This window comes from Microbacterium pumilum, assembly GCF_039530225.1.
Taxonomy (GTDB): domain Bacteria; phylum Actinomycetota; class Actinomycetes; order Actinomycetales; family Microbacteriaceae; genus Microbacterium; species Microbacterium pumilum.
The window spans coordinates 2,211,973-2,236,534 of the sequence record NZ_BAAAOH010000001.1 but is presented as its reverse complement, the minus strand read 5'-3'; the positions used below and the strand labels follow the sequence as shown (position 1 = coordinate 2,236,534).

Here is a 24,562-nt window from a genome sequence, read left to right as displayed (position 1 = left end):
GCGGCGGGGATCAGGACCGGCCGGCGGGATGCCCGTACGTCGACTGCTCCAACCCGCGGATGTACCCGATCGCGAAGAGTCGGCCGAGGGTCTCGTACCCCGGACGGGTGTTGAGCTCGCCCGCGAGTGTCGGCACGTGGTCGGGCCGCATGGGACCCGCGAACCCGATGTCGTAGTACGCCTCCATGCACGCCGGCATGTCGGTCTGGCCGGCATCGTGGAAGGTCTCCTGGAACCGCTCCACGGTTCCCTTGACGTCACGGAAGTGCACGAACGGGATCTGTGCGGTGCCGAACTCCCTGATGAGCTCCGGGATCGAGGTCGTCCCGTCGATCACCTCCGGCATCAGGGCGAAGTTGCCTTGGCAGAACGTCATGCCGTTGTTCTCCGACGGATGCAGTGACAGCAGCCGGCGGAAGGACTCCACCGAGCTCATGATCCGCGGCAGGTTGCGGTCGACCGGCTGCGGCGGGTCGTCGGGATGCATCGCCAGGCGGACGCCGGCAGCCTCGGCCTCGGGCACGACGGCATTCAGGAAGTACTCGAGAGCCGACCACATCTGATCGTGGGTGACCTCGCCCTCCTCGATCAGCGGACCCCACGCCCGTGCGTCCGCGCGGTCGTAGCCGGTGACGAGGGCGCCACCGCGGTCAGCGATCGCGATGTCGGTGCGTCCCCAGCTCGACAGCGCCATCCAGTTGTAGGCGAGGGTCGGGATGCCGAGCCGCCCCATCGCGCGAACCTGTGTGATCACCTGGTCGATCTGTTCGTCGCGCCCCTCGACGCCGAGCCTCGCCTTGTCGATCGGCGCCGTGTCTTCGAGCGCGACGAGGGTGAAGCCATGCTCGTCGTATGTCTGGATGTTGTGCGAGAGGGCCGCTTCGCTCCACGGGACCTCAGTGCGATCGTCGGCCTTCCATCCGCCGGCACCGACCGACGCGAACATGCGCTGGTCCTGCTCGGCGCCGTTGAGCACGCCGACGACGGTGTCGACGCCCACCTGGCGGATGAGCTTCCACGACTCCTCGGGACGCGGTGGGAGGAATTCGCTCAGCTGGATCATCGGTCTGGGTCCCATCTTTCGTTCGGCGGAGGTGCGTCGTGGGGCTGGGCGATCAGTCGCGACTCGGGAGCGGAGCGGCGAGACGCGCGAGCAGGCCACCGTCCACGCGCAGCTCGGATCCGGTCACGAAGCCGGCGGAATCGCTCGCGAGGAACGATGCGGCCTCGCCGATCTCGTCGGGGCGGGCGACCCGCCCGAGCGCGTGCATCGTCCCCCAGTTCGCGATGGTCTGCTCGATGCCCTCCGGCGATCCGTCCGACCATGCGGCGGCGGACGTCCGCAGCATAGGAGTGTCGACCGAGCCGGGTGCGATCGAGTTGACCCGCACCCCGTATGCGGCCTCATCGACCGCCATGGCACGGCACAGCGCGTTCAGCGCGCCCTTGCTCGCGGTGTACGCGACCACATTGTTCTGCGTCGCAGTCGCCTGCACCGACGAGATCAGAGTCACCGTGCCGCGCCGCGGGCGGATGTGGGGCAGCGCCGCGCGCGCGGCGAGGAACACGCCTCGCACGTTCACGGCGAACACCTCGTCCCACGTGTCGATCGGGGTGTCCACGGCGTCGCCGTAACGTTGGATGCCCGCCGCGGTGACGAGATGGTCGAGACGTCCGTACGTCTCGATCGCGCGGGCCACGGCATCCGTGCTCGTCTGCTCTTGATCTATCGGTCCGAACGAGCCGATCGCTCTGCCGCCGGCTTCTCTGATCAGAGCGACGGTCTCGTCGACGTAGTCCTCGGTGAGCCCGTGCACCACGACCGATGCGCCCCGCCGAGCGAGGGTCATCGCGACCCCCTGACCGATGCCCTGGGACCCGCCGGTGACGAGCGCCACCTTTCCGTCGTGAACCCGTCCGGATTCGCTCATGCCCGCTCCCTCGCGTTTTGCTGGTCCCCCAATCACAGCACCCCGGAGCGGCAAATGCGCCAGTCGACCATGATGAGATTGTCGGTCCGTGGATCAACCATCGAGGGAGATGTGGATGTCGGAACACGTGAGCATCGCGGTGTCGAGGCGGGCGGAGTGCGGCGAAGGACCGGTCTGGGATGCCTCGAGCGGCGGGGTGCACTGGGTCGACATCATCTCGGGCGAGATCCTGCTCACCGATTTCGTGAGCGGCGACACGCGGGTGATCCGATACCCGGAGATGGTGGGAGCAGTTGCTCCGCGGTCGCAAGGCGGCGTCGTCGCGGCCGTGGCGAGCGGGTTCGTCGGGCTCGATCCGGCCGGCGATGTGGATCGTCGCCTCGACATCCTGCCCGACGGGATACGGATGAACGACGCGAAGACGGACGCCGCGGGCCGCCTGTGGTCGGGCAGCTGCGAGATGGGCTTCGCCGAAGGGCTCGGGGGACTCTGGCGGCTCGATGAGAACTGGGAGGCGACGCTCATCCTGCCCGGCCTCACCCTTCCGAACGGGCTGGGTTGGAGTCCCGATGGCAGCGTCTTCTATCTCGTCGAGACGCAGGCGCGCGTCATCCTGCGCTTCGGCTTCGATCCCCGGTCGGGGACTCTCACCTCGGCAGGGTCGATCCTCGTCGGCGCCGACGCGTTCCCGACGGGGCTGCCCGACGGGCTGACGGTCGACAGCCTCGGCCACCTGTGGGTGGCCGAGTACTCCGGGTCGGCGGTGCATGAGTTCACGCCCGACGGGGTCAAGCTGCGGAGTGTCGCCCTGCCGACATCGCAGACCACATCGTGCGCCTTCGTCGGCCCGCAGCTCGACGAACTCTGGGTGACCTCGGCTGCTCAGCACCTCGATCCGGTCGACGACGCCGACGCCGGCTCGATCTTCCGCGTCGAGGGTCTCGGCGCGATCGGCCTCGCCACGGCCGCATTCCGGGGCTGACATGCCGATCACGCTGACATCGGACGCCCTCGAGGCGACGATCACCCCCGAACGAGGAGCGGACATCGTCCAGGTGGTCGACCTTGCGACCGGAACGCCGCTGCTGGCGGAGTCCCCCACCGGTCGTGTGAACGCCGGTTCGGTGCCGGCCACGGACTCGATGGCCCGGTGGCTGCACGGCTATCCCGGCGGGTGGCAGCTGCTGGTGCCCAACGCCGGACCCGAGCGCGAGCACGGCGGAGCCAGACAGGGGTACCACGGCAAGGCATCGCTCGCCGTGTGGGACGTGATCGCTCAGGATGCCGCGTCCTGCGAACTCGAGACGCACCTGATGACCGCGCCCCTGCGAATCCGGCGGTCGGTGACCGTGACGGGCGACGCGCTGACGGTGACGGATGTCCTCTCGAACCTCTCGCCCGATCCGGTGCAGACCCGCATCGTGCAGCATCCCGCGTTCGGCACCCCGTTCCTCGACGACGAGAGCTACGTGCTCACCTCGGCCGCGACGATCGTGACGGATGCGGCGGCACCCGGCACGTTGGCCGACGCCGACGTCACCGGACGCCCGGATGAGGTGCTTCCCCGCGGACCGGTTCCTGGCAGCATCCGTCTGCCTGGCCCGGGGTCGGCATCCTCGCTGTTCGCCGCGCTGACCGACTTCGCCGCGCCCGAGGCGACGTTCTGCAGCCCGGCGCGCGGCTTCGCGGTCAGGCTCGCGTGGGACCTCACCGTGCTCCCGCACGCATGGATGTGGATCGAAGCGAACGCGTCGACCGGTTGGCCGTGGTTCCGCCGTCTATATGCCGTCGCGATCGAGCCGGCGAACGTGATCCCCGGCGAGGGCGACGCAGTCCGGCGCCGCAGAGGTGGCCCCGGCACGGAGATCGCCGGCGGCGAGTCGCTGACCCTGACGACCTCGATTCAGAGGCTTGCGCTGCCCGCGGTCTGAGCGGCGGCGAAGGCCGCGCAGGGCGAAAATAAGATCGCCCCGGGACCGAGGTCTCGGGGCGATCATCTGCAACTTTTGGTCTCTGTGTCCGGTTCCCTTGCGGGTTCCTCGTCTCCGTTTTCCGTCTGCAGAACCAAAGATACTCACGAAGAATCGTTCGTCAAGAGTTCATCGTGAAGTCACTTCGACATCATGTTGAAGGTGAGATTGCGAGCGGCGCTCGCGGCTATTCATGACCCACGAGCTTGAGCCCCACCACGCATCCGACCAGCCCGAGGATGAGGAGCAGCTTCACGATCGAGAACGGCTCCTCCCCCGTGAACATCGCGTACGCGACGGTCAGCGATGCGCCGATTCCGACCCACACGGCGTATGACGTGCCGGTCGATATCTCACGCATCGCGTACGCCAGCCCGGCCATGCTGGCCAGCAGCGAGACGCCGAAGATGATGCTCGGCCAGAGCTTGGTGAACCCCTCGGACTTGCCGAGCGCGGTGGCCCACACGGCCTCGAGGATGCCGGATACGACAAGGATGACCCACGACACGGGACTGACCTCCACGGCCAGTCTTTTCGCTCACCGGGTACTGATCCGTCGTCCGGGGATCCGGGTGGGGATCCGTCTTGAACACTACCGGGACCCGCTGGGCAAGCCCTGGGCAGGGACCGGGCACGGCCGGGACAGTTCTAGACGACGAACAGCCAGTCCAGCATCCCGGGGTTGTGGGCATGCACGAGCACGAGGAAGACGACCGCGTCGAACAGCAGGTGCACCGTGACGATGTAGGCGAGCGAATGGGTCTTCATGAAGATGAAGGCCTGCAGCAGTGCGAACGGAAGCGTGAGCAACGGTCCCCACGCCTGGTAGCCCAGCTCCCACAGGAACGACACGAACACGATCGACTGCAGGATGTTGGACTGCCAGAACGGGAAGTGGCGCCGCAGCAGGGCGAACACCGTGCAGATGAAGAACAGCTCGTCCCAGATGCCCACGCTTCCGACGCCGACGAAGAGGCGCGCGATGAGCTGCGGGGTGTCGACGACCGGCCAGTTCTGATAGACCCCGGTGGTGATGAAGTAGAACGGCAGGATCAGCCAGCCGAGAACGAGCACACCGGCGAGCCACGACCACTGGAACGTCGTCCACCGACCCCCACCGCGCCACGGGAACGCGATGGCGCGGTCACGGAAAACCCACCGCGAGATGACGTACGGCACGACGACCGCGCCGCCGAGGGCGAGCCCGAACCGGACGAAGGCGAAGTCGTCGAGCCGCGCAGCGAGCGGGATCGCACTCACGATGAGAAGTCCGATCGCGATGAGTGAGAGGTCGCGCAGCAGACTGGGCTTGCGGATGCCGGTGTCCGGTGCGTCGTCCGCAGTCGCCGGGCCACCGGCATCCGCTCGTCGGACGAGAAGCGCGCCCACGAGCCCCGCCGCCAGCAGCGCCCAGCCGAGCCACGGCACACGCACGACGAAGAACGCCGGGGCCGCGAGGCACACGAGCAGCGCGGGCAGGAGTGCCCACGACCATTCGGGGAGCGTCCGGGCAGCTACGGGATCGGAGTGGGCAGGCATCAGCGGTCCAATGGGTGGGCGATCTCGTCCTGCGGCATCTTCGCCGCGACGATGGCGACGAGGCCGAACAGGAGCGGCAGGAATCCCGCGACCAGGAAGATGACCGGGATCGGCACCACCTCGGCGAGCGGACCCGCTAGCGCCATCGACAGGGGCATCAGTGCGAGTGAGACGAAGAAGTCGAGACTCGAGATGCGCCCCAGCATGTGGGTCGGAACGCGCCGCTGCAGGAGCGTGCCCCAGATGACGTTGCCGTAGCTGAATCCGAAGCCGCAGACGAAGACCGCCGCGAGCATCACCCAGTACTGGTCCGTGACCCCGATGATCGCGAAAGGCAGCGTGCTCACGCCCCACACCAGGTTCATCACGGTGAGGTAGCGCCGCGGCAGCGGCCGCGATGAGACGACGATCGAACCGATGACCCCGCCGAGGCCGTACACCGCCAGGAGGAAGCCGAACCAGCGCGGATCGTCGCCGATGCGCTCTCGCGTGATGAAGGGCAGCAGCACCTCCTCGGGTCCGACGAACACGAGCACCCACCCGCTGGCGTAGAGCAGCGTCCAGAGCAGCCACGGCGTCTTCGCCGTGAAGACGACGGCCTCCTTCAGGTCGTGGAACACGCTCTTCGCCGACCCCGACGGCTCCTGCCGGTCGAGGACCGGCTCCGGGCGCTGGAAGAGCAGCAGCGCGAGGGCGAGGGCGTGGGCGATCGCGATCGCCACGGCGGCATGCGTCGGCACCATGACTGCGGCCACGATCACGCCCGCGACGGCAGGCCCCGCTGCCTGCTGCAGCGCGGGACGGATCGCGCCCTCGAGCCCGTTCGCCGCGAGCAGCTGCTGCGCCGGCAGGATGCGCGGCAGCATCGCGCTGTACGCCGGGAAGAAGAAGCCCGCCCCGGCGCCGAGCGCGAACGCGGCGATCGCCAGCTGGGGGATGGTGACGACACCGATCCACCCGACGACGACCACCGAGGTGATCGCGAGGAGGTTGACCAGCTCCACGAGCCGGACGATGAGCCGCCGCGACACCCGGTCGGCGACGATGCCGCCGGGAATCGCGCACAGCAGCAGGCCCGTGGCGTTCGACGCCGCGACGACCGAGAGGTCGAGCGGTCCTCCTCCGGCTCCGATCACGGAGTAGACCATGACGACCGCCCACATGCCGGCCGCGAAGATCGAGAGCACGACCGCGCCGAACAGCACGCGGAAGTCGCGATAGCCGAGCGGCCGCAGGACACGCCAGGATTCATGGACCTCCGGCGACGGCCGGCCGATCGACGGGACCGGCAGCGGTGTCTCTGCCTCGGGGTCGCGGTAATCGCTCATCACGCAGCCCTTCGACGGTAGGCGAGGTCGCGGATGTCGCGCCCGGCGCGCGCTCCCTTGCGCTCGAAGGCGGTCAGCACGCGTCCGTCGAAGCGCGGCGCCCATTCGTCTGTGAAGTCGCGGGTGAATTCGGGCGCGTCGTCGAATACGCTGCGCATCTGACGCGCGTAGTCCTCCCAATCCGTCGCGAGGCGCACCACGCCGCCCGCGCACACCGCCGCGGCTGCGATTGACGCGAACTCGGGGGTCACCAGCCGACGCTTGGTGTGCTTGTTCTTGTGCCAGGGGTCAGGGAAGAAGACCCACAATTCCGAGACGGATGCCGCGGGCAGCAGGTGCTGAAGGACCTCCGGCGCGTTCGCCTCGACGAGCCGCAGGTTTCGCACGTTTGCGCGGTCGGCATCGAGCATCGTGCGCGCCAGTCCTGCCCTGAACACCTCGACGGCCAGGAAGTCCACATCGGGGCGGGATGCCGCGGCATGCACGATCGCGTGGCCCTGACCCGAGCCGATCTCGACGATCAGCGGCGCCGCACGTCCCCACACCTCGGTGGGGTCGACGGCGGAATCCGGGCGCACACTGGTGGCCGCGGCATCCCGCGGCGCCACGATCTCGTACTGGGGAGCGAGGTCGATCCACGCCCGATCCTGGCCATCCGTCATCCTGCCGCTGCGCCGGACGAACGACACCGGCTTGTCCCGGAAGCCGCGGGGTTCCTCGGAGGCGTGGGGCACCCGTCCAGGCTAACGGGAGACGCAGGCGGTCCCTGAGCTCGTCGAAGGGCTGCTGGACGCTTCGACGGGCTCAGCGACCGGCTCGGGCTCAGCGACCGGCTCGGGCTCAGCGACCGGCTCGGGCTCGACGACCGGCCCGGGGTCGGTGACCGGGGTCAGCCCGGCTCGGTGACGTAGTCGATGAGCTCTTCGACGCGCCCGAGCAGGGCCGGTTCGAGGTCGCGATAGCTCGAGACGGCGCCGAGGATCCGCTGCCAGGCTCGGGCGATGTCGGCCTGATCCCGTGCCGGCCAGCCGAGTGCGCGGCACACACCCACCTTGAACTCCGTTCCGCGGGGCACCTCGGGCCACTGCGGGATGCCGAGAGCCTGAGGCGTCACGCACTGCCATACGTCGATCCACGGATGGCCGACGATCTTCAGATGCGCGCCATGCCGCCCGCGCGAGATGGCGTCGGCGATGCGCGACTCCTTCGACCCCGCCACGAGGTGGTCGACGAGCACGCCGTACCGCCGATCCGCGGAGGGCGGCTCGTCGTCGAGTACGGCCTCGAGCAGATCGATGCCCTGGAGGTATTCGACGACGACTCCCTCGGCGCGCAGGTCGTCGCCCCACACCTTCTCGACGAGCTCGGCGTCGTGGCGTCCCTCGACGAAGATCCGGCTGGCGCGGGCGGTGCGGGCTCTCGCGTCGGTCGCCGCGAACGATCCAGAGGCCGTCCGGCGGGGACCGCTCGCCGCTGCGACAACAACAGCCGGCGCCACGAGCACGACGTCAGCTCCATCGACCAGGTATCCGGGTCCGAGGGGGAACAGGCGGCGACGCCCGTGCCGATCCTCGAGCTCGACGTGGCCCGATGCGAGGCTGACGACGGCACCGCAGAAGCCGTCGTCCGCGACCTCGACCACCAGCCCGCGCGACGCCTCGATTCGCGGCAGCTCTCGGGTGTGCTTCATGCGCCACCCGGCGGCCAGCACGTCTGTGCTGTAGCGATCGTCCATGTGCCCTCCGGATCGGCAAGGCTACCCGCCGCTCGACGGCACGCCGTGCAGCGACCCGCGGCCACGCCGCAGCCGGTGCGCGCACTACCGTGCCCCCGCCGCGCCTGCATAGACTCGCGTGGGGGCAGGATTCCTGCTTCCAGGGAGGCGATCGATGCGTGCGCGATGGGCGGTGGCGCTCACCGCAGTCCTGGTGGCTGTGGTTGTGTCCGCAGGGGGCGCGGCCTGGGCGACCGATCCGGTCGAACTCGGGGTGGGACACGTGGTGGATCAGGTCGAGGCGCTCGACCCCACCGAGACGGCCGCTGCGGAAGACCGGCTCACGCAGCTCTACGAGTCGACCGGCACCGATCTGTACGTCGTGTTCGTCGACGAGTTCACCAACCCCGAGAATAGTCAGCAGTGGGCCGACACCGTGGCTCAGCTCGGCGGCCTCGGCCCGTCCCAGTACCTTCTCGCGGTGGCGACCGAGTCGCGCCAGTACTACCTCTCGGCCGACTCGAGCGGTCCCATGAGCGAGCAGTCCCTGACCGCGGTCGAAGCCGCCACCAAGCCTTTCCTGACGGACGGCGACTATGCCGGCGCCGTGGATGCGGCAGCCGACACGTTCGAATCCGAGCTCAACGATTCCGGAGGCGGATCGGGTGGCGTGGGGGGCTTCCCCACCGGAGTGATCGTCCTCATCATCGTGGTGGCCGCCATCGCCCTCGTCGTGTGGCTGATCATCCGAAGCCGGCGCAAGAAGGCTGCCACCGGCGGGGCCGGTGGCGCACCGCAGGTCGAGCAGATCGACACCGCGGAGCTCGAACGCCGCGCGTCGTCGGCCCTCGTCGATACGGATGACGCCGTCAAGACGAGCACGCAGGAACTCGGCTTCGCCAAAGCCCAGTTCGGAGACGCGGCAACGGTCGAGTTCGAGAAGGCGCTCGCGGACGCGCAGGAGAATCTGACTCAGGCGTTCACGCTGAAGCAGCAGCTCGATGACGCCACGCCGGACGCCGAGAACGAGACCCGCGCCTGGAACGCCCGCATCATCGAGCTGTGCGAGCAGGCCAATGCGTGGCTCGATGACAAGGCCGCGGCGTTCGACGAGCTCCGCAAGCTCGAGCAGAACGCGCCCGAGGCTCTCGCGCGAGTGCAGGGCGAGCGTCAGCAGGCCGCCGCCGCCCTCGACGGCGCCGCCGCCCGGCTCCAGGCGCTTTCGGCGCAGTATGCTCCCGAGACCCTCGCCATGATCGCCGACAACCCCGAGCAGGCGCGCCAGCGCATCGCGTTCGCGGACGAGCAGCTCACGGCCGCGCAGACCGCCATCGGCCAGGGCAAGGGTGGCGAAGCGGCCGTCGGCATCCGCGCCGCGGAGGAGTCCGTGGCGCAGGCCGTGCTGCTCGAGGGCGCGATCGACAAGCTCGCCACCGACCTCGCAGCCGGCGAATCCAACGCCGCCGCACTCATCGCTGAACTCGAGCAGGACGTCACGGTCGCGGGTACGCTCCCCGACACCGATGGGCGGGTCGCTGCCGCCATCGCCGCGACCAGGCAGCAGATCGACGCTGCGCGGGCGAATCTCGCGAGCGGGGCCAAGCGCCCGCTGGTGACGCTCCAGGCGCTCGAAGCGGCGAACCAGCAGATCGACGCGGTCGTCGCCGGCGTGCGGGATGCCGAGGCACAGGCGCAGCGCGCACGCCAGATGGTCGGGCAGCTGATCATGCAGGCGCAGGCGCAGGTCTCGGCCGCCGAGGACTACATCACCGCGCGGCGCGGCGCGGTCGGCGCCGAGGCACGCACGCGGCTGGCCGAGGCGGGTGCGGCGCTCGTTCGCGCCCAGCAGCTGCAGCAGAACGATCCGCAGCAGGCGATGCAGCAGGCCCAGCGCGCCGACCAGCTCGCCGGAGCCGCCATCCAGCTCGCGCAGACCGACGTCGGTGCATTCGGCGGCGCCGGGGGCGGCATGGGCGGGATGTTCGGTGGCGGACAGTCATCGGGCGGCGGCGGCGGAATGCTCGGCGCTGTGCTCGGGGGAATAGTCATCAACTCGATGCTCGGCGGCGGCGGCGGCCGCTCGTCCGGCGGACTCGGCGGCATGTTCGGCGGCGGATCCTCCGGCGGCCGATCAGGTCCTGGCAGCTTCGGCGGCGGCGGAACCCGCGGCCGCCGAGGGGGTGGTCGCTTCTGACCGCACGCGCCGTACGCCGCAGCCGCGGCATCCCATCTCTCACGTGACAACCGCAGAACTCACCGATAGGAAGGAACACACCGATGGCGAAGCAGTCCATCTTCGGCCGAATCTCCACCCTCATGAGGGCGAACATCAACGCGATCCTCGACTCCGCCGAGGACCCGCAGAAGATGCTCGACCAGCTGGTGCGGGACTACACCAACAGCATCGCCGATGCCGAGTCGGCCATCGCCGAGACGATCGGCAACCTGCGCCTGCTCGAGCGCGACCACCAGGAAGACGTCCAGTCCGCAGCGGAATGGGGCAACAAGGCCATCGCTGCAAGCCGGAAGGGCGACGAGCTGCGCCGCGCCGGCAGCACGGCCGACGCCGACAAGTTCGACAACCTCGCGAAGATCGCGCTGCAGCGCCAGATCAGCGAGGAGCGGGCGGCCCAGGCCGTCGAGCCGACGATCGCCGCCCAGACCGAGGTGGTCGAGAAGCTCAAGGTCGGCCTCAACGGCATGAAGCAGAAGCTCGGAGAGCTGAAGTCGAAGCGGTCCGAGCTGCTCGCGCGCGCCAAGACGGCCGAGGCTCAGAACAAGGTCGCGGATGCGGTCAAGTCGATCGACGTGCTCGACCCGACCAGCGAGCTCGGTCGGTTCGAAGACAAGGTCCGCCGCCAGGAGGCTCTTGCCGCAGGCAAGCAGGAGCTCGCTGCCTCGACGCTCGACGCCCAGTTCGAGAGCCTCGACGACGTCGGCGAACTCACCGAGGTCGACGCGCGCCTCGCCGCACTGAAGGCGGGCACCACGGCTCCCGCGCAGGTCGCGATCGACGCGCCGAGCGTTCCCTACACGCCGTAGGAGGCGAACACGTGATCCGGGCGTCGCACCCATCGGGTGCGGCGCCCGAGTCGTGTCCCCCGCGGGCAGACGAATGCGCAGAACGGCATATGCGCAGCGCAGGCGGTGAGGGATGATGAGGGAATGACACGCTACCTCGTGGTTCCGCAGTGGCAGGGCAGTCCGTCGTCGCGGGCGATGCAGCTCATCGACGGCGCTCAGGCGATCGCGGGTGATCTCCCACGGTCTGCCACCACGATCCTCGAGGTGCCCATGGAGGCGGGCGAGTCGCTCGGAACCGGCATCCATCGCCTCAGCGCCCTGCTGCACACGCGTGCGATCATCGACGACGCACTCGGGGGGCGGATCGAACCGGTCCTCGCGATCGGCGGCGACTGCGGCATCGCGCTCGCGCCGATCTCGCACGCGGTGCGCCGCTCGCCCGACACCGCGGTCGTGTGGATCGACGCGCATCCCGACCTCAACACCCCGGAATCTTCGTCATCCGGCGCGTTCAGCGGCATGGTGCTGCGCGCCGCCCTCGGCGACGGAGAGCCCGGTCTGGCGATCGAGTCCGGCATGGTGTCGCCCGGGCGCGTGATCGTCGCCGGAGCCCGCTCGTTCGACGACGCCGAGCTCGAAGCCGTCGAGGCGCTCGGCATCACGACGGTGTCGGTCGACGAACTGCGCGACCCCGAAGCGCTTGCGGCGGCCGTGCGCGCGACAGGAGCGGCGAGCGTCTACATCCACGTCGACGTCGATGCGCTGGATCCGGCCGAGCTGGCCGGAAACGCCCACCCCGAGCCGTTCGGCTCGACCGTGGCCGAGCTCACGGCGGCGATCGCCCGCGTCCGCGCCGACCTGCCCCTCGTCGGTTCGTCGCTGGCCGGCTATTCGCCGGCGTCGCTCAGCGCCGCCGAAGACGACCTCGGTGCCATCCTCCGGATCATCGGCGCACTGGCATGAGCCCGATCCCGGCACCCCCGGCGGGCTGGCCGGAGGCCGCAGACCGCGCGCTCGCCCGCGGCCGGACCCTGGACCGCATCATCCCCGGCATCCTGCTCGACTCGCCGATCAGCCGCGCGGGCTACTGGTACGGCACGACGGTGGGCTGGGTGTGGGGCTCCATCTGGAGCACGGGCCGGGTCGAGAAGCGGGCGGGGCTGTGGGTGTTCCGCGGGATGCCGCGCTGGGCCTTCCCGCGCGGCGGGACATGCGCGGGGGGATGCTTCCTCACCGGCGATCTGCCCGTCACCGAGCGGCTGCTGCGGCACGAGGCCGTGCACAAGCGCCAGTGGGAGCGTTATGGATTCCTGATGCCGCTGCTCTACCTGCTCGCCGGCCGCGATCCGCTGCGCAACCGCTTCGAGATCGAGGCTGGGCTCGAGGACGGCAACTACGTGCCACGGGGTGCCACGCGCGCGGCGACCTCAGTCTGACCCGAGCTGCGCTGCGGCGCACCGCCCGACGCGGTACACCTGGCGGCCGAGCGTGATGACGACCGCCAGGGGGAAGACGATCCAGAAGAGGTTCGGCAGCACGGCGACCATGAGGAACCCGACGAAATCGCCGCGCTCCAGCGACTGGCGTGTCATCTCCAGACCGCTCGAGATCTCGACGAGGAAGTAGATCACCGTCTTCCAGAACGTGGCGACCGTGACGAGCAGTCCGACCACGACTCCGGACCACTTCTTCGCATGTAACAGCGCCCAGACGATGACGATCACCTCGAGCAGGTTGGCCCAGCTCTGCGCGCTGCCGAACGAATCGACGTTCGCGTAGCGGTGATCGAATGAGCCGTAGAAGACGTGGCCAGGCCAGAATCCCGCCAGGGGCCCGTCGGCGTGCGACAAGGGCCCGAGGAGGACATAGCAGGCGTCGTACGTCTGGATGACTGCCGAGATCGAGAGCCACACGATCACCCATGTGGGCATTCGCAGGTCGCGGGCCGACAGGGCGAGGGGGGATGCTGTCGCGGTCATGCGGACGACTGTAGCGAGGATGCCGCGTCCGCAGACGTCGGCGAGCCACTCTGGTCGGACTCAGCGCGCCGTCGTCAGACCGAATCGCTCGGGGGTGTGGATCGATGACGACGCCACGCCGTTGCGGGACGTGAGGTGATCGACGATGTCGGCCGTGCCGAGGTAGCCGCCCAAGAGGTGGATGCGGGTCTCGTCGTCCTCGTCGCACAGCATCTCGTCGGCCCACGCCGTGACGGCGCGCGACAGCGCCTGACCGGGGGCGCAGGCACGACCGGTGCCCGGGTCGCCGCTGCGCCGTGACCGATCCAGCCACGTCACGACCATGCGAGGCGGTGCGTCGACGACGCCCTGCCATGCGGCATCCGGGATCTCGATGAACACGCGACCGGTCGAGCAGATCGGAAGCGTCGCCAGCAGCGCCTCGAGCTCGGCGAGGGATGCCTCGTCGGCGGTGATGAGGTGCTGAACCCGCGTGTGCCGCGACGCGCGGCAGGCCGCGGCGTTGTGCTCCGACGTGTGGGACATGATCCTCGAGTATACCCGAGGGTAGGGTTGCCTAACCTCAGTTACGACGGATGTCCGTCCTCGAGCACGAGCACTCTCCGAAGCTCCGCGACCTCGTCATCGCCGAGCCCGTGGGCGAGCAGGTAATCGGTCGGCGAGCCGTACCGAGCGCGGAGGTCCGCGAGAAGGGTCCGCATGACCGGTGCGGGAGAGCGGGTCGCGAGGTCTTCGAGGTGAACGGCGTCCGGATGCAGCGACCTGAGCATGTCGACGATGCGGCGACTGCGCTCCTGCGGCAGGAGACCCTCGGTACGGGCGTAGTCCGCGACGACGGCGTCTTCGTCGACACCCGCGGCAGCCAGGGCGAGCGCAACGGTGACGCCGGTGCGGTCCTTGCCCACAGTGCAATGCACCAGCACGGGCTGATCGTTCACGATGCCGCGCACGACCTCGACCACCCCGGCTGCCGAATCCGTCACCAGCCGCCGGTACATCTCATCCAGGCTGATGTCGTCCTCGAAGAACGACGCGACCGAGCCCAGGAACAGCGGGACGCGCTGAGTGACGATCTCGAGACCGTCGACGCGACTCGGTGCGTACGAGACCTCCTCGTCGGCGCGCAGATCGATGATGCGCCGGATGCCGAGCGCCCCGAGCGCCGCCACGCCCGCATCGTCGAGTTGCGCGAGGTTGCCGGATCTGTAGAGGATCCCCTCGCGGGTGCGTCCACCGCGGGCCGCGAGCCCGCCCACATCGCGGAAGTTCTCCGCACCAGGAACGAGGGTGGCAGCCTCTTGTCCGCTCTCGGTCACCACGCCGTTCCCGACGCGGCGTCGCTGTCCTCTCGCCCGAGATCGTCCCGCGGCGGCACGTGGTAGCGACCGGCGACGGCGATCCGGTTGAACGCGTTGATCGACACCAGGATCCAGCTGAGCGCCACGTACTCCTGCTCAGTCAAGATGCCGCCGACGCGGTCGTAGACGTCGTCGGGGATGCCCTCCTCATGGATGAACGTGAACGCCTCCGCCAGCTCCAGCCCGGCGCGCTCGCGGTCCGAGAACACCCCCGACTCGCGCCACACCGGCAGCTGAGCGATCACGTCGACGGTGACCCCCGCCTTGGTCGCACGATCGCCGTGCACCCGCACGCAGTACGCACAGCCGTTCAGCTGCGACACGTGCACCTGGACGAGTTCCTTGAGCCGGTCGTCGATGCCCGAGCCGGCGGCGACGCCGCCGACGGTCTTCGAGAAGGCGGCGAGCCCCTGGTACACGTCTGGGGCGGATCGCGACAGATGCACTCGGGGTTGTTCGCTCATGCCACCAGCGTAGCGACGGGCCGTGTGCGGGGCCCGCCCGCGGGTGCGCGAGAATGTCCGAGTGAGCGAACCCATCGACGAGTTCTCGTTTCTGACCGAGCAGGCCGCGGACGTCGGCATCGAGGGGCCGATCCCCCGCGGCGAGCGGCTATCGCTCACCCTGGCGGACGGTCGCATCCTCAGCGCACTGCGCTACACGCCCGTTGCGGCGCCGCCTCCAGGCAGTGAAGACGGGGGTGGCGGCGCCGGCGGACCCGTCGTGACCTTCCTGCACGGCGCCGGGCTCAACGCCCACACCTGGGACACCACGATCCTCGCCCTCGGGCTTCCCGCGCTTGCGATCGACCTGCCCGGACACGGCGATTCATCGTGGCGTGCCGACGCGGCGTACGTCGCACGAGTTCTCGCCCCGGATGTCGCGGCCGGCATGGACGCCTGGACCGACGGCCCTCAGCTTCTCGTCGGCCAGTCGCTGGGCGGGCTCACCGCGGCGGCGGTCGCCGCATCCCGACCCGATCTCGTGCGCGAGCTCGTGATCATCGACATCACGCCGGGGGTCGACCCGAACGCCGGGCCGACCCAGATCCGGGAGTTCTTCGCCGGTCCGACCGATTGGGCCTCGCGCGACGAGCTCGTCGACCGCGCGCTCGCCTTCGGGCTGGGTGGCTCACGTGCGGCGGCCGAGCGCGGCGTGTACTTCAACTCGCGGGTGCGGCCCGACGGCCGCGTGGAGTGGAAGCACCACTTCGCCCACCTGGCGGCGGCGATGGCGGCGGCCAACGCCGAGCCGGCCGCACCGCCCGCCGACGGACAGGACGCGGTCGCGGCGGTGCTGGGCGAAGCCGGCTGGCAGGATCTCATCGCTGTGACAGCGCCGATCACCCTGATGCAGGGCGATCGAGGCTACGTCACCGAGGCGGATGCGACGCAGTTCCGAGCACGCGTGCCTGCGGCATCCGTCGTCACCGTCGCATCCGGACACAACGTGCAGGAAGAACGCCCGCTGGAGCTCGGAAGGGACCTGCGGACCCTCGCCGGGAAGGGTTAACGCTTATGTTTCGTTCCGGGTAGCGGGTGCGGTCGGGCCGTCCCGCACTCTCTAGGCTTTAGTGAACGCACCAGCACGACCGCCGATCAACCCCGTTTCGGCACTTCCGCACAGCACGCGGACGCCCCTCCGGAAGGAACCCAATGCTTCGTCGCACCGCCCTCGCCGCGGCCTCCCTGCTCGCCGCGGGCGCGCTCCTGCTCACCGCCTGCACCGGCAGCGCGACGCCGTCGCCGAGCGCGACGAGTGAGCCCGACCCCGACGCCTCCGCGGTCATCCGTCTCGTGCTCGAGCCGAGCAACCTCGACATCCGGCAGACGGCGGGCGCGGCGCTCGACCAGATCCTGGTCGACAACGTCTACCAGGGCCTTGTGGCTCGCACGCCCGACCAGGAGATCGTGCCGTCGCTCGCGAGCGACTGGACGATCTCGGACGATGGGCTGACCTACACGTTCACGCTGCAGGAGGGCGTCACCTTCCACGACGGTCAGGAACTCACTCCCGAAGATGTGGTCTGGTCGCTGGAGACCCGCAAGGACACCGCGGAATGGTCAGACTCCGCGCGGCTCGCCAACGTCGAATCGATCACTGCCGACGGGCAGGAGATCACGCTCACGCTGACCGAGCCCGACTCGAGCCTGCTGTGGAACCTGACCGGCCGCGCCGGTCTGATCCTGAAGCAGGATGACACGGTGGACTACCAGACCGCCGCGAACGGCACCGGTCCCTTCGTGCTGACGGACTGGGTGCAGGGCGACAGCATCACCTTCGCCCGCAACGAGGACTATTGGGGCGAGAAGGCGCAGGTCGCCGAGGTCGTCTTCGACTACATCCCGACCGACCAGGCGGCCGTGAATGCCGCGCTCGCCGGCGAGGTCGACGTGCTCACCGGTTTCGATGCCAACCTGAAGGACCAGGTCGAGGCGAACGGCGACTTCACCGTCGAACTCGGCAAGTCCACCGACAAGGGCACGCTCGCGTTCAACCAGGCCAGCGGACCGCTCGCCGACAAGCGGGTGCGCCAGGCGATCCGCCAGGCGATCGACCACGACGCGATCGTCGAAGCGTTGGCGTCGGGACAGACTCAGTACGGACCGATCCCCGAGCTCGACCCGGGGTACGAGGACCTCTCGGACGTCGCGCCGTTCGACCCCGAGGCTGCGAAGACGCTGCTCGCCGATGCGGGCGTCGAGGACCTCACCCTGACGCTCACGATCCCGAACTTCTACTCCACGACCATCCCGCAGATCCTGGTCTCGAACCTCGCCGACGTCGGCATCACGCTCGAGGTCGACTCGGTCGACTTCTCGACGTGGCTCGAGAACGTCTACACGAAGAAGGACTACGACCTGTCGTTCGTGCTGCACACCGAGGCGCGCGACTTCGAGAACTGGGCGAACCCCGACTACTACTTCACGTACGACAACCCCGAGGTGCAGGATCTCTACGCGCAGTCGCTCGCGGCGACCGACCCGGATGAGGCGGCCGAGCTGCTGAAGCAGGCGGCTCGCATCGTCTCGGAGGACGCCGGCGCCGACTGGCTCTACAACGGAGCATCGGTCGTCGCCGTCGGCACCGGCATCAGCGGGATTCCCACCACCAACGTGAACGAGCGACTCAACCTCGCCGAGCTGACCAAGAGCGACGGGTGATCCGATACACGCTGACACGACTGGCCCTGCTTCTGCTCGGGCTGCTCGTCGCCAGCGTGCTCATCTTCCTCACCCTTCGGGTGCTCCCCGGGGATGTCGCCCAGCTGATCGCGGGGGTCAACAGCACCCCCGAGCAGGTGGAGGCGCTCCGTCAGCGACTGGGACTCGATCAGCCGCTGACGGCGCAATACCTCGAGTGGATCAGCGGCGTGTTCCGCGGGGATCTCGGCAACTCCCTGCTGACCGGGTCCAGCGTCGCGGACGAACTCGCTCAGAAGATCCGTGTGACGGTGCCGCTGGGTGTCATGGCGCTCACGATCGCCATACTGTTCAGCGTTCCGTTGGGCGTGCTCTCCGCGATGCGGCGCAGCCGCTCGACGGGCACCGTGATGAGCGTAGGGGCGCAGACCCTCGCCGCCGTGCCGGTGGTCTGGGCCGGAATGATGCTCGTCGTGGTGTTCGCGGTCTGGCTCGGCTGGCTGCCCGCGCAGGGATTCCCGCGCACCGGGTGGGCTGATCCCTGGGCCGCGTTCCGCTCGCTCCTGCTGCCGGCGCTGACCATCGGCATCGTCGAAGGCGCCATGCTCATGCGGTTCGTGCGAAGCGCCACGCTGCAGGCCGTCGGACAGGACTACGTCCGCACCGCTGCTGCCAAGGGGCTGACCCGCGACACCGCGCTCATCCGCCACGGGCTGCCGGTCGTCGGCCTCTCGGTCATCACGGTGCTCGGCCTGCAGATCGCCGGCATCATCGTGGGTGCCGTCGTGATCGAGCAGCTCTTCGCACTCCCCGGCATCGGACGGATGCTCGTCCAGGACGTCAGCCGCCGCGACCTGCCCAAGGTGCAGGGCGAGCTGCTCGTGCTCACCGGCTTCGTGCTGATCGTCGGATTCGTGGTGGATCTCGTGCACCGCCTGCTCGACCCGCGGCAGCGGGAGGCGTCATGACCGACCCTTCGACGAGCTCAGGGACCGCTTCGACGAGCTCAGGGACCGCTTCCGGGAGCGCGGCGACACCATCGAGACGCTCGCGCTGGACCTGGCTGCGGCGGCTGTGGGCGCTGTCGACCGGTCGGTTCGGCATCATCGTCGTCATCGGCGTCGTGGTCACGGCGCTGGTCTCGCTGGTCTGGACGCCATTCAACCCGCAGCAGGTCGACATCGCGGACCGGTGGGCCGGCCCGAGCTGGCCCCACGTCTTCGGCACGGACGGGTCGGGACGCGACATCCTGAGCCTCATCATGGCGGGTTCCCGCACGACGGTGATCGTCGCGGTCGGGGCCGGGATCATCGCCACGGTCGTCGGCATCGCGCTGGCGGCGCTGGGCGCCCTCACCGTCCGATGGGTGCGCGAGTCGGTCGCCGTCTTCGTCGACATCCTGATCGCCTTTCCGGTGCTCATCATCGCGATGATGATCTCGGCGGTGTGGGGCGGGTCCCTCTGGGTCGTGATCTGGTCGGTCGGCATCGGTTTCGGCGTCAACATCGCACGCGTCACGCGTCCCGAGCTGCGCCGCGTGCTGCAGAGCGACTTCGTGCTCGCCGGGCGGGCTTCGGGGCTCACACCGGCTCAGAACCTGATGCGCCACCTCCTCCCCAACGTCGCGCCGGTGTTCATCGTGCAGCTGTCGTGGGCGATGGCGGTCGCGGTGCTCGCCGAAGCGGGTCTGTCGTACCTCGGCTTCGGCGCACCGGTCACCGAGCCGTCGTGGGGACTCCTGCTCGCCGAGCTGCAGCAGTTCATCACGGTGCATCCGCTGTCGGTCGTCTGGCCGGGGCTCGCGATCACGATCACCGTGCTCGGACTGAATCTGCTCGGCGACGCGCTCCGCGAGGCGACCGACCCGACCCTGTCTCACGGCCGCGATCCGCTGCATCCGCCGCGCGGCGCGATCCGCCACGTGCCGGAGGTCGTCTCGTGACCCTCGAGGTGCAGGACCTCACGGTCGAGATCGGCGGCCGACGCGTCGTCGACGGCGTCTCGTTCGCCGTACCGGACGGCGCGCGCGTGGGGCTCATCGGCGAGTCGGGATCGGGCAAGTCGCTCACCGCACTTGCGATCCTGGGGCTCCTCCCGGACGGCGCGACCGCCGCCGGAAGCGTGCGCTGGAACGGACGCGAGCTCATCGGCCTGCCCGATCGCGAGCTCGCCGAGCTGCGCGGCGACGAGATCGGGATCGTCTTCCAGGAGCCCCGGACCGCCCTCAACCCGATCCGCACCGTCGGCACGCAGATCGCCGAGTCGATCCGCATCCACGAGGGCGCTTCGCGGCGGGATGCCGCTGCCCGAGCCGTCGCGGAGGCCGCGCGCGTCGCGCTCCCCGACCCGGAGCGGATCACGCGCCGCTACCCGCATCAGCTCTCCGGCGGGCAGCGGCAGCGCGTCGCCATCGCCATGGCACTGGCGTGCCGACCGCGCCTGCTGATCGCCGACGAGCCGACGACGGCGCTCGATGTGACGATCCAGGCCGAGATCCTCGACCTGCTCCGCGCCCTGGTGGCCGATGACGGCATGTCGCTCGTGTTCATCACGCACGACCTCGCTGTGCTGTCGCAGATCGCGACGCACGGTGTCGTGCTGGAGGACGGGCGAGTGGTGGAGGATGCCCCGATCGCGAGGCTCCTCACCGCGCCCTCCTCCCCCATCACCCAGGGGCTGCTGCGCGATGCGACAGCAACCCTGTGGCGCCCGGGAGGCCGGCCGTGAGCGCCCTTCGACAAGCTCAGGGACCGGGTGGACACGGTCAGGGATCGAATGGACACGGCCAGGGACCGGATGGACACGGTCAGGGATCGGATGGACACGGCCAGGGACCGGATGGACACGGTCGGGGATCGAATGGACACGGTCAGGGACCGGATGGACACGGTCAGGGATCGAATGGACACGGTCACGAGCCGCTCGTCCGCGGCCGCGGGCTCGCGCGCCGCTACCACGCGCCCAAGGCCACGCTGTTCGGGCCGAAGGCCTTCACCACAGCGCTCGAAGACGCCGACATCGTCGTCCGCGAGGGTTCCGCGGTAGGCATCATCGGCGAATCCGGGTCGGGCAAGTCGACGCTCATGCGTCTGCTGCTCGGCCTCGACCGACCCTCGGCGGGCACCGTCGAGTTCGGCGGTCGCGAGGTCGATGCGGCGGCGAGCGCACGAGACCTCCACTGGCTGCGCCGCGAGACCGGCATCGTCTTCCAGGACCCGTACGCCTCGCTCGACCCGCGCATGAGCGTTGGGCGGATCATCGGCGAGCCGCTGTGGGCCCTCGGGATCGAGGGCGACCGGCGTGCGCGGGTGCGCGAGGTGCTCGAGGATGTCGGGCTCGAGCCGGCGATGGCTGACCGGTTCCCGCACGAGTTCTCGGGCGGTCAGCGCCAGCGGATCGCCCTGGCGCGGGCGATCGCGCACCGTCCCCGGCTGCTGGTCGGCGACGAGCCGCTGTCGGCGCTCGACGTGACGGTCCGTGCGCAGATCCTGGAGCTCCTCGTCCGGCTGCGTGCCCGCGACGGCCTGACCCTGCTGCTGGTGTCGCACGACATCGGCGTCGTGCAGAACCTGTGCGACGAGGTCGTCGTGATGAAAGACGGCCGTATCGTCGAGGATGGGCCCACCGAGAAGGTCCTGATGCAGCCGCAAGTCGCCTACACGCGACGGCTGCTCGCGTCGATCCCGGCCATCGACCCCCGCGCCGCGTCATCCTGAAGGGTGTCGCCGAGCGCGACTAGCCTCGGATCATGACCCACGCGATCGTCCCCCCGTATCTGCTCGCGCGGATCGCCGCCCTCCAGGACCCCGAGCTGCAGCATGCCGCTCAGGCCGCCCGCGCCACCCTTGCTGTGCCGCGGGACTACGGCCCGGCGCGCTCGCGCCTGCGCCTGTCCATCGAAGACGGCGACACGCTCGTGGCCGAGGCGGTGCCGGCGCCGGATCGAGAGATCTCCGATGCACAGAGACGTGAGGTGCTCCCCGGCGTCCGCGTCAGGGGCGAAGACGATGCCGCAACGGGCGACGCTGCGGTCGACGACGCATTCGACGGACTCGGCGTCACGTTCGACTTCTACTGGGATGCGTTCCAGCGCAACAGCGTCGACGGCGCGGGCGAGCCCCTCCTCGCGACGGTGCACTATGGGCTCGACTACGACAACGCGTTCTGGAACGGCGAGCGCATGGTGTTCGGCGACGGCGACGGCGAGATCTTCCAGGGTTTCACCGGATCGCTCAGCGTCATCGCGCACGAACTCAGTCACGGTGTCGTCGAGGCCTCGGGCGGCCTCGACTACACCGGGCAGTCGGGCTCGCTCAACGAATCCATCGCCGACGTGTTCGGCGCCCTCGCCGAACAGCACCACCTCGGTCAGACCGTCGACGAGGCGTCGTGGCTCATCGGTGAGGGCATCTTCACGGATGCGGTCGAGGGCCGGGCCCTCCGGTCACTCGAGGCACCGGGCACCGCGTACGACGACGACGTGCTCGGGCGCGACCCGCAGCCGGCGCACATGAACGGCTTCGTCGTGACGAGCGACGACAACGGCGGCGTCCATATCAACTCCGGCATCCCCAACCACGCTTTCTACCTGACCGCCAAGGCTCTCGGCGGCCACGCCTGGGAACGCGCCGGCTTGATCTGGTATCGCGCCCTCACCTCGGGCACTGTTCCTGCCGACGCCGACTTCGCCACCTTCGCGAACGCCACCCTCGCCGCTGCCACAGCGGAGTACGGTGAAGGATCGGAGGAGGTCGACGCGGTACGGGCGGGCTGGACCGGCGTCGGTGTACTCGAGGATGCACCCTGACAGCGATGACGCAGTGGGCGGAGCGCGACACGCCACCGTCCCCGGCGACACTCCCGGGTCCACGGAGCGCCGGCCGGATCAGCCGGCGAGTGAGCGATCGCCAGATGCATCGCCGCAACCGGCCGTCGCCGTCACCGTCATCCGCAGCGGGGGTTTCGCCGGACTCCGACGCACCTGGCGTGCCGAGGCCGGTGAGGACGAAGCGCCGCACTGGGTCACGCTGATCGAAGGATGCCCGTGGGATGCCGTGCGGATCGGCACCGGGCCTGCGGGGGCGGACCTGTTCATGTGGCGTCTCGATGTGCGCTGCGGCGATCGGCGGCGCGCAGCCGAGCTCGCCGACCCCGAGGTCCGGGGCCCATGGCGCGATCTCATCGACGCCGTGCGCGAAGCCGGTTCGCCGGGCCGGCGCAGCGGCGACTGACTGCAGCCCGCTGCGACGGGATCAGCGGCTGAAGAGCTTCGTCCGCTTCTGCTTGACCGGCGTGAGGGACTTCTGCAGGTAGATCGTGCCGAGCCAGCGGCCGAACTTGAACCCGACCCTGCCCATGCGCCCGACCTCTGTGAAGCCGAGCTTCTCGTGCAGCGAGACGGATGCTTCGGCCCCCTTGTCGCTGATCACGGCGACCATCTCGCGAATGCCCTTCGCCTCGCACGCCGCAATCAGCTCGGCCAGCAGAGCACGTCCGAGCCCCTTGCCCGTGGCGGCCTGGCCGAGATAGATCGAGTTCTCGACGGTGTACCGGTAGGAGGATTTGCCCGACCAGGGTGAGACGTACGCGTAGCCCAGAACCTGTCCCGACGGCGACTCCGCGACGATGAACGGCAGGTCGAGCTTTCGCAGGCGCTCGACCTTGTCGCGCCACTGCTGGAACGTCCACTTCTTCTCGTCGAAGGTCACGACCGAGTTGGTGACGTAGTAGTTGTAGATCTCGCGGATGTCGGGGATGTCGCGGTCTTCGACCGCCCGGATCGCATACGCGAACGGGCGCTCCGGCTCGGGCGGCTTCCGCAGGTGCCAGGGCAGCCGGCGCGGCTTGTCGTACTCCTCCTCCAGCATGGCGACAAGCCTACGCCGACGTCGGAATGCGCCAATCGACCGGTGCGGAACGCTGCCGCTCGAGGAGTTCGTTCGCCCGCGAGAACGGCCGCGAGCCGAAGAAGCCGCGACTGGCGGAGAGCGGCGACGGATGCGCGGATTCGATGACCGGGGTCGTGCCCAGAAGCGGCGTGAGGTTCGCAGCATCCCGCCCCCACAGGATCGCGACGAGCGGCTGGGGGCGTGCGACCAGAGTGCGGATGGCATGCTCGGTCACCTTCTCCCACCCCCAGCCGCGATGCGACGCGGGAGCACCCGGCGCCACGGTGAGCACTCTGTTGAGCAGCATCACTCCCTGATCGCTCCACGCCGAAAGGTCGCCGTGCGGCGCGCGCGGGATGCCCAGATCGGACTCCAGCTCTTGGTAGATGTTCGAGAGGCTGCGCGGGAGCGGTCGCACATGCGCTTCGACCGCGAACGACAGCCCGATCGGATGTCCCGGGGTCGGATACGGATCCTGCCCGACGATCAGCACCTTGACGTCGGCCAGTGGACGCTGGAATGCCCGCAGCACGCGGTCACCCGCGGGGAGATAGCTCCGCCCTGCCGCGACCTCCGCCCGCAGCCGATCACCCAGCGCGGCGATGTCGGGGCCGACAGGCGCGAGAGCCTCCGCCCAGCCGGAGTCGATCACACCGGCATCCGCGAGCTCGGGCAGGGTCATCGCCAT

At 69.4% G+C, this 24,562-nt stretch carries 27 protein-coding genes and 1 riboswitch; of the genes, 14 read left to right on the top strand and 13 right to left on the bottom strand.

Features of this window, described 5'->3' with window-relative positions; translation table 11 throughout:
- Nucleotides 1-10: 10 nt before the first annotated feature.
- Nucleotides 11-1,063 (bottom strand): mannonate dehydratase, encoded by a 1,053-nt coding sequence (locus ABD188_RS09765; RefSeq protein ID WP_344061201.1) that lies wholly within the window; start codon nucleotides 1,061-1,063, stop codon nucleotides 11-13.
- Nucleotides 1,064-1,115: 52 nt separating this feature from the next.
- Nucleotides 1,116-1,931: an SDR family NAD(P)-dependent oxidoreductase gene (locus ABD188_RS09760; RefSeq protein ID WP_344061198.1), complete on the bottom strand. Its 816-nt coding sequence runs from the start codon at nucleotides 1,929-1,931 to the stop codon at nucleotides 1,116-1,118.
- Nucleotides 1,932-2,046: 115 nt separating this feature from the next.
- Between ABD188_RS09760 and ABD188_RS09755 the strand changes: the two genes are divergently transcribed.
- A complete protein-coding gene (locus tag ABD188_RS09755; protein ID WP_344061196.1) occupies nucleotides 2,047-2,913 on the top strand; it encodes an SMP-30/gluconolactonase/LRE family protein in 867 nt (288 codons plus the stop codon).
- A gap of 1 nt (nucleotide 2,914) precedes the next feature.
- On the top strand, nucleotides 2,915-3,862 hold the full coding sequence (locus tag ABD188_RS09750; RefSeq protein ID WP_344061193.1) for a DUF4432 family protein: 948 nt from the start codon (nucleotides 2,915-2,917) through the stop codon (nucleotides 3,860-3,862).
- Between the two features lie 226 nt (nucleotides 3,863-4,088).
- Here ABD188_RS09750 and ABD188_RS09745 read toward each other — a convergent pair whose 3' ends face one another.
- The 5 genes from ABD188_RS09745 to ABD188_RS09725 all read right to left on the bottom strand — a co-directional run bounded on the left by ABD188_RS09745 (nucleotide 4,089) and on the right by ABD188_RS09725 (nucleotide 8,503).
- Entirely contained in the window at nucleotides 4,089-4,409 is a 321-nt protein-coding gene (locus ABD188_RS09745; RefSeq protein WP_344066993.1) for a DMT family transporter, read from the bottom strand.
- Between the two features lie 12 nt (nucleotides 4,410-4,421).
- A riboswitch (guanidine-III (ykkC-III) riboswitch) is annotated at nucleotides 4,422-4,486 on the bottom strand.
- A 63-nt stretch (nucleotides 4,487-4,549) separates the two neighbouring features.
- The gene (locus tag ABD188_RS09740) at nucleotides 4,550-5,440 is read right to left on the bottom strand and encodes a CPBP family intramembrane glutamic endopeptidase (RefSeq protein ID WP_344061190.1); all 891 of its coding nucleotides are present in this window, start codon (nucleotides 5,438-5,440) and stop codon (nucleotides 4,550-4,552) included.
- Nucleotides 5,440-6,768, bottom strand: a complete 1,329-nt coding sequence (locus ABD188_RS09735) for an MFS transporter (protein WP_344061187.1) — start codon at nucleotides 6,766-6,768, stop codon at nucleotides 5,440-5,442. Before ABD188_RS09735 ends, ABD188_RS09740 begins: the two co-directional genes overlap by 1 nt.
- Nucleotides 6,768-7,502, bottom strand: coding sequence for a tRNA (guanosine(46)-N7)-methyltransferase TrmB (gene trmB / locus ABD188_RS09730; protein ID WP_344061184.1), 735 nt, complete (start codon nucleotides 7,500-7,502; stop codon nucleotides 6,768-6,770). Before trmB ends, ABD188_RS09735 begins: the two co-directional genes overlap by 1 nt.
- A 155-nt stretch (nucleotides 7,503-7,657) precedes the next feature.
- The gene (locus ABD188_RS09725; protein ID WP_344061182.1) at nucleotides 7,658-8,503 is read right to left on the bottom strand and encodes a DUF3097 family protein; all 846 of its coding nucleotides are present in this window, start codon (nucleotides 8,501-8,503) and stop codon (nucleotides 7,658-7,660) included.
- A 154-nt stretch (nucleotides 8,504-8,657) separates the two neighbouring features.
- Between ABD188_RS09725 and ABD188_RS09720 the strand changes: the two genes are divergently transcribed.
- From ABD188_RS09720 to ABD188_RS09705, 4 genes are all read left to right on the top strand, one after another.
- Nucleotides 8,658-10,676, top strand: a complete 2,019-nt coding sequence (locus ABD188_RS09720; protein ID WP_344061179.1) for a TPM domain-containing protein — start codon at nucleotides 8,658-8,660, stop codon at nucleotides 10,674-10,676.
- A gap of 83 nt (nucleotides 10,677-10,759) precedes the next feature.
- Entirely contained in the window at nucleotides 10,760-11,524 is a 765-nt protein-coding gene (locus tag ABD188_RS09715) for a PspA/IM30 family protein (protein WP_344061176.1), read from the top strand.
- A 123-nt stretch (nucleotides 11,525-11,647) separates the two neighbouring features.
- Nucleotides 11,648-12,469 carry an arginase family protein gene (locus tag ABD188_RS09710; RefSeq protein WP_344061173.1) on the top strand — a complete coding sequence of 274 codons (822 nt, stop codon included), beginning with the start codon at nucleotides 11,648-11,650 and terminating at the stop codon, nucleotides 12,467-12,469.
- Nucleotides 12,466-12,942: a Fe-S oxidoreductase gene (locus ABD188_RS09705; RefSeq protein WP_344061171.1), complete on the top strand. Its 477-nt coding sequence runs from the start codon at nucleotides 12,466-12,468 to the stop codon at nucleotides 12,940-12,942. The genes ABD188_RS09710 and ABD188_RS09705 overlap by 4 nt, the downstream gene beginning before the upstream one ends.
- Here the strand turns inward: ABD188_RS09705 and ABD188_RS09700 are convergent.
- From ABD188_RS09700 to ABD188_RS09685, 4 genes are read right to left on the bottom strand one after another with little or no spacing between them, the layout of a single operon-like run.
- Nucleotides 12,934-13,485 (bottom strand): hypothetical protein, encoded by a 552-nt coding sequence (locus ABD188_RS09700; RefSeq protein WP_344061168.1) that lies wholly within the window; start codon nucleotides 13,483-13,485, stop codon nucleotides 12,934-12,936. The genes ABD188_RS09705 and ABD188_RS09700 overlap by 9 nt on opposite strands.
- Nucleotides 13,486-13,545: 60 nt before the next feature.
- Entirely contained in the window at nucleotides 13,546-14,010 is a 465-nt protein-coding gene (locus ABD188_RS09695; RefSeq protein ID WP_344061166.1) for an SIP domain-containing protein, read from the bottom strand.
- A gap of 41 nt (nucleotides 14,011-14,051) precedes the next feature.
- A complete protein-coding gene (locus ABD188_RS09690; RefSeq protein WP_344061163.1) occupies nucleotides 14,052-14,801 on the bottom strand; it encodes a tyrosine-protein phosphatase in 750 nt (249 codons plus the stop codon).
- Nucleotides 14,798-15,307, bottom strand: coding sequence for a carboxymuconolactone decarboxylase family protein (locus tag ABD188_RS09685; protein WP_344061160.1), 510 nt, complete (start codon nucleotides 15,305-15,307; stop codon nucleotides 14,798-14,800). Before ABD188_RS09685 ends, ABD188_RS09690 begins: the two co-directional genes overlap by 4 nt.
- Before the next feature lie 61 nt (nucleotides 15,308-15,368).
- Between ABD188_RS09685 and ABD188_RS09680 the strand changes: the two genes are divergently transcribed.
- The 8 genes from ABD188_RS09680 to ABD188_RS09645 all read left to right on the top strand — a co-directional run bounded on the left by ABD188_RS09680 (nucleotide 15,369) and on the right by ABD188_RS09645 (nucleotide 23,217).
- Nucleotides 15,369-16,355, top strand: coding sequence for an alpha/beta fold hydrolase (locus ABD188_RS09680; RefSeq protein WP_344061157.1), 987 nt, complete (start codon nucleotides 15,369-15,371; stop codon nucleotides 16,353-16,355).
- A gap of 143 nt (nucleotides 16,356-16,498) precedes the next feature.
- Nucleotides 16,499-18,007, top strand: a complete 1,509-nt coding sequence (locus ABD188_RS09675; protein ID WP_344061154.1) for an ABC transporter substrate-binding protein — start codon at nucleotides 16,499-16,501, stop codon at nucleotides 18,005-18,007.
- Entirely contained in the window at nucleotides 18,004-18,954 is a 951-nt protein-coding gene (locus tag ABD188_RS09670) for an ABC transporter permease (protein ID WP_344061150.1), read from the top strand. Before ABD188_RS09675 ends, ABD188_RS09670 begins: the two co-directional genes overlap by 4 nt.
- Nucleotides 18,951-19,928: an ABC transporter permease gene (locus ABD188_RS09665; protein WP_344061147.1), complete on the top strand. Its 978-nt coding sequence runs from the start codon at nucleotides 18,951-18,953 to the stop codon at nucleotides 19,926-19,928. Before ABD188_RS09670 ends, ABD188_RS09665 begins: the two co-directional genes overlap by 4 nt.
- Nucleotides 19,925-20,713, top strand: coding sequence for an ATP-binding cassette domain-containing protein (locus ABD188_RS09660; RefSeq protein ID WP_344061143.1), 789 nt, complete (start codon nucleotides 19,925-19,927; stop codon nucleotides 20,711-20,713). The genes ABD188_RS09665 and ABD188_RS09660 overlap by 4 nt, the downstream gene beginning before the upstream one ends.
- Nucleotides 20,714-20,958: 245 nt before the next feature.
- On the top strand, nucleotides 20,959-21,702 hold the full coding sequence (locus tag ABD188_RS09655; RefSeq protein WP_344066991.1) for an ABC transporter ATP-binding protein: 744 nt from the start codon (nucleotides 20,959-20,961) through the stop codon (nucleotides 21,700-21,702).
- 32 nt (nucleotides 21,703-21,734) lie between these two features.
- On the top strand, nucleotides 21,735-22,793 hold the full coding sequence (locus ABD188_RS09650; protein WP_344061140.1) for a M4 family metallopeptidase: 1,059 nt from the start codon (nucleotides 21,735-21,737) through the stop codon (nucleotides 22,791-22,793).
- Nucleotides 22,783-23,217, top strand: coding sequence for a protealysin inhibitor emfourin (locus ABD188_RS09645; RefSeq protein WP_344061137.1), 435 nt, complete (start codon nucleotides 22,783-22,785; stop codon nucleotides 23,215-23,217). Before ABD188_RS09650 ends, ABD188_RS09645 begins: the two co-directional genes overlap by 11 nt.
- Before the next feature lie 21 nt (nucleotides 23,218-23,238).
- Here ABD188_RS09645 and ABD188_RS09640 read toward each other — a convergent pair whose 3' ends face one another.
- Together ABD188_RS09640 and ABD188_RS09635 are read right to left on the bottom strand one after the other, a co-directional pair.
- Nucleotides 23,239-23,853 carry a GNAT family N-acetyltransferase gene (locus ABD188_RS09640; RefSeq protein WP_344061134.1) on the bottom strand — a complete coding sequence of 205 codons (615 nt, stop codon included), beginning with the start codon at nucleotides 23,851-23,853 and terminating at the stop codon, nucleotides 23,239-23,241.
- A gap of 10 nt (nucleotides 23,854-23,863) precedes the next feature.
- Nucleotides 23,864-24,562 carry a uracil-DNA glycosylase gene (locus tag ABD188_RS09635; RefSeq protein WP_344061131.1) on the bottom strand — a complete coding sequence of 233 codons (699 nt, stop codon included), beginning with the start codon at nucleotides 24,560-24,562 and terminating at the stop codon, nucleotides 23,864-23,866.

Coding starts and splice junctions, on each gene's coding strand:
- ABD188_RS09725 (WP_344061182.1), bottom strand. CDS start 8,503: ATGGACGATCGCTACAGCACAGACGTGCTGGCCGCCGGGTGGCGCATG.
- ABD188_RS09675 (WP_344061154.1), top strand. CDS start 16,499: ATGCTTCGTCGCACCGCCCTCGCCGCGGCCTCCCTGCTCGCCGCGGGC.
- ABD188_RS09645 (WP_344061137.1), top strand. CDS start 22,783: ATGCACCCTGACAGCGATGACGCAGTGGGCGGAGCGCGACACGCCACC.
- ABD188_RS09750 (WP_344061193.1), top strand. CDS start 2,915: ATGCCGATCACGCTGACATCGGACGCCCTCGAGGCGACGATCACCCCC.
- ABD188_RS09665 (WP_344061147.1), top strand. CDS start 18,951: ATGACCGACCCTTCGACGAGCTCAGGGACCGCTTCGACGAGCTCAGGG.
- ABD188_RS09695 (WP_344061166.1), bottom strand. CDS start 14,010: ATGTCCCACACGTCGGAGCACAACGCCGCGGCCTGCCGCGCGTCGCGG.
- ABD188_RS09700 (WP_344061168.1), bottom strand. CDS start 13,485: ATGACCGCGACAGCATCCCCCCTCGCCCTGTCGGCCCGCGACCTGCGA.
- ABD188_RS09635 (WP_344061131.1), bottom strand. CDS start 24,562: ATGGCGATGACCCTGCCCGAGCTCGCGGATGCCGGTGTGATCGACTCC.
- ABD188_RS09755 (WP_344061196.1), top strand. CDS start 2,047: ATGTCGGAACACGTGAGCATCGCGGTGTCGAGGCGGGCGGAGTGCGGC.
- ABD188_RS09705 (WP_344061171.1), top strand. CDS start 12,466: ATGAGCCCGATCCCGGCACCCCCGGCGGGCTGGCCGGAGGCCGCAGAC.
- ABD188_RS09650 (WP_344061140.1), top strand. CDS start 21,735: ATGACCCACGCGATCGTCCCCCCGTATCTGCTCGCGCGGATCGCCGCC.
- ABD188_RS09710 (WP_344061173.1), top strand. CDS start 11,648: ATGACACGCTACCTCGTGGTTCCGCAGTGGCAGGGCAGTCCGTCGTCG.
- ABD188_RS09715 (WP_344061176.1), top strand. CDS start 10,760: ATGGCGAAGCAGTCCATCTTCGGCCGAATCTCCACCCTCATGAGGGCG.
- ABD188_RS09765 (WP_344061201.1), bottom strand. CDS start 1,063: ATGATCCAGCTGAGCGAATTCCTCCCACCGCGTCCCGAGGAGTCGTGG.
- ABD188_RS09685 (WP_344061160.1), bottom strand. CDS start 15,307: ATGAGCGAACAACCCCGAGTGCATCTGTCGCGATCCGCCCCAGACGTG.
- ABD188_RS09760 (WP_344061198.1), bottom strand. CDS start 1,931: ATGAGCGAATCCGGACGGGTTCACGACGGAAAGGTGGCGCTCGTCACC.
- ABD188_RS09740 (WP_344061190.1), bottom strand. CDS start 5,440: ATGCCTGCCCACTCCGATCCCGTAGCTGCCCGGACGCTCCCCGAATGG.
- ABD188_RS09720 (WP_344061179.1), top strand. CDS start 8,658: ATGCGTGCGCGATGGGCGGTGGCGCTCACCGCAGTCCTGGTGGCTGTG.
- ABD188_RS09735 (WP_344061187.1), bottom strand. CDS start 6,768: ATGAGCGATTACCGCGACCCCGAGGCAGAGACACCGCTGCCGGTCCCG.
- ABD188_RS09640 (WP_344061134.1), bottom strand. CDS start 23,853: ATGCTGGAGGAGGAGTACGACAAGCCGCGCCGGCTGCCCTGGCACCTG.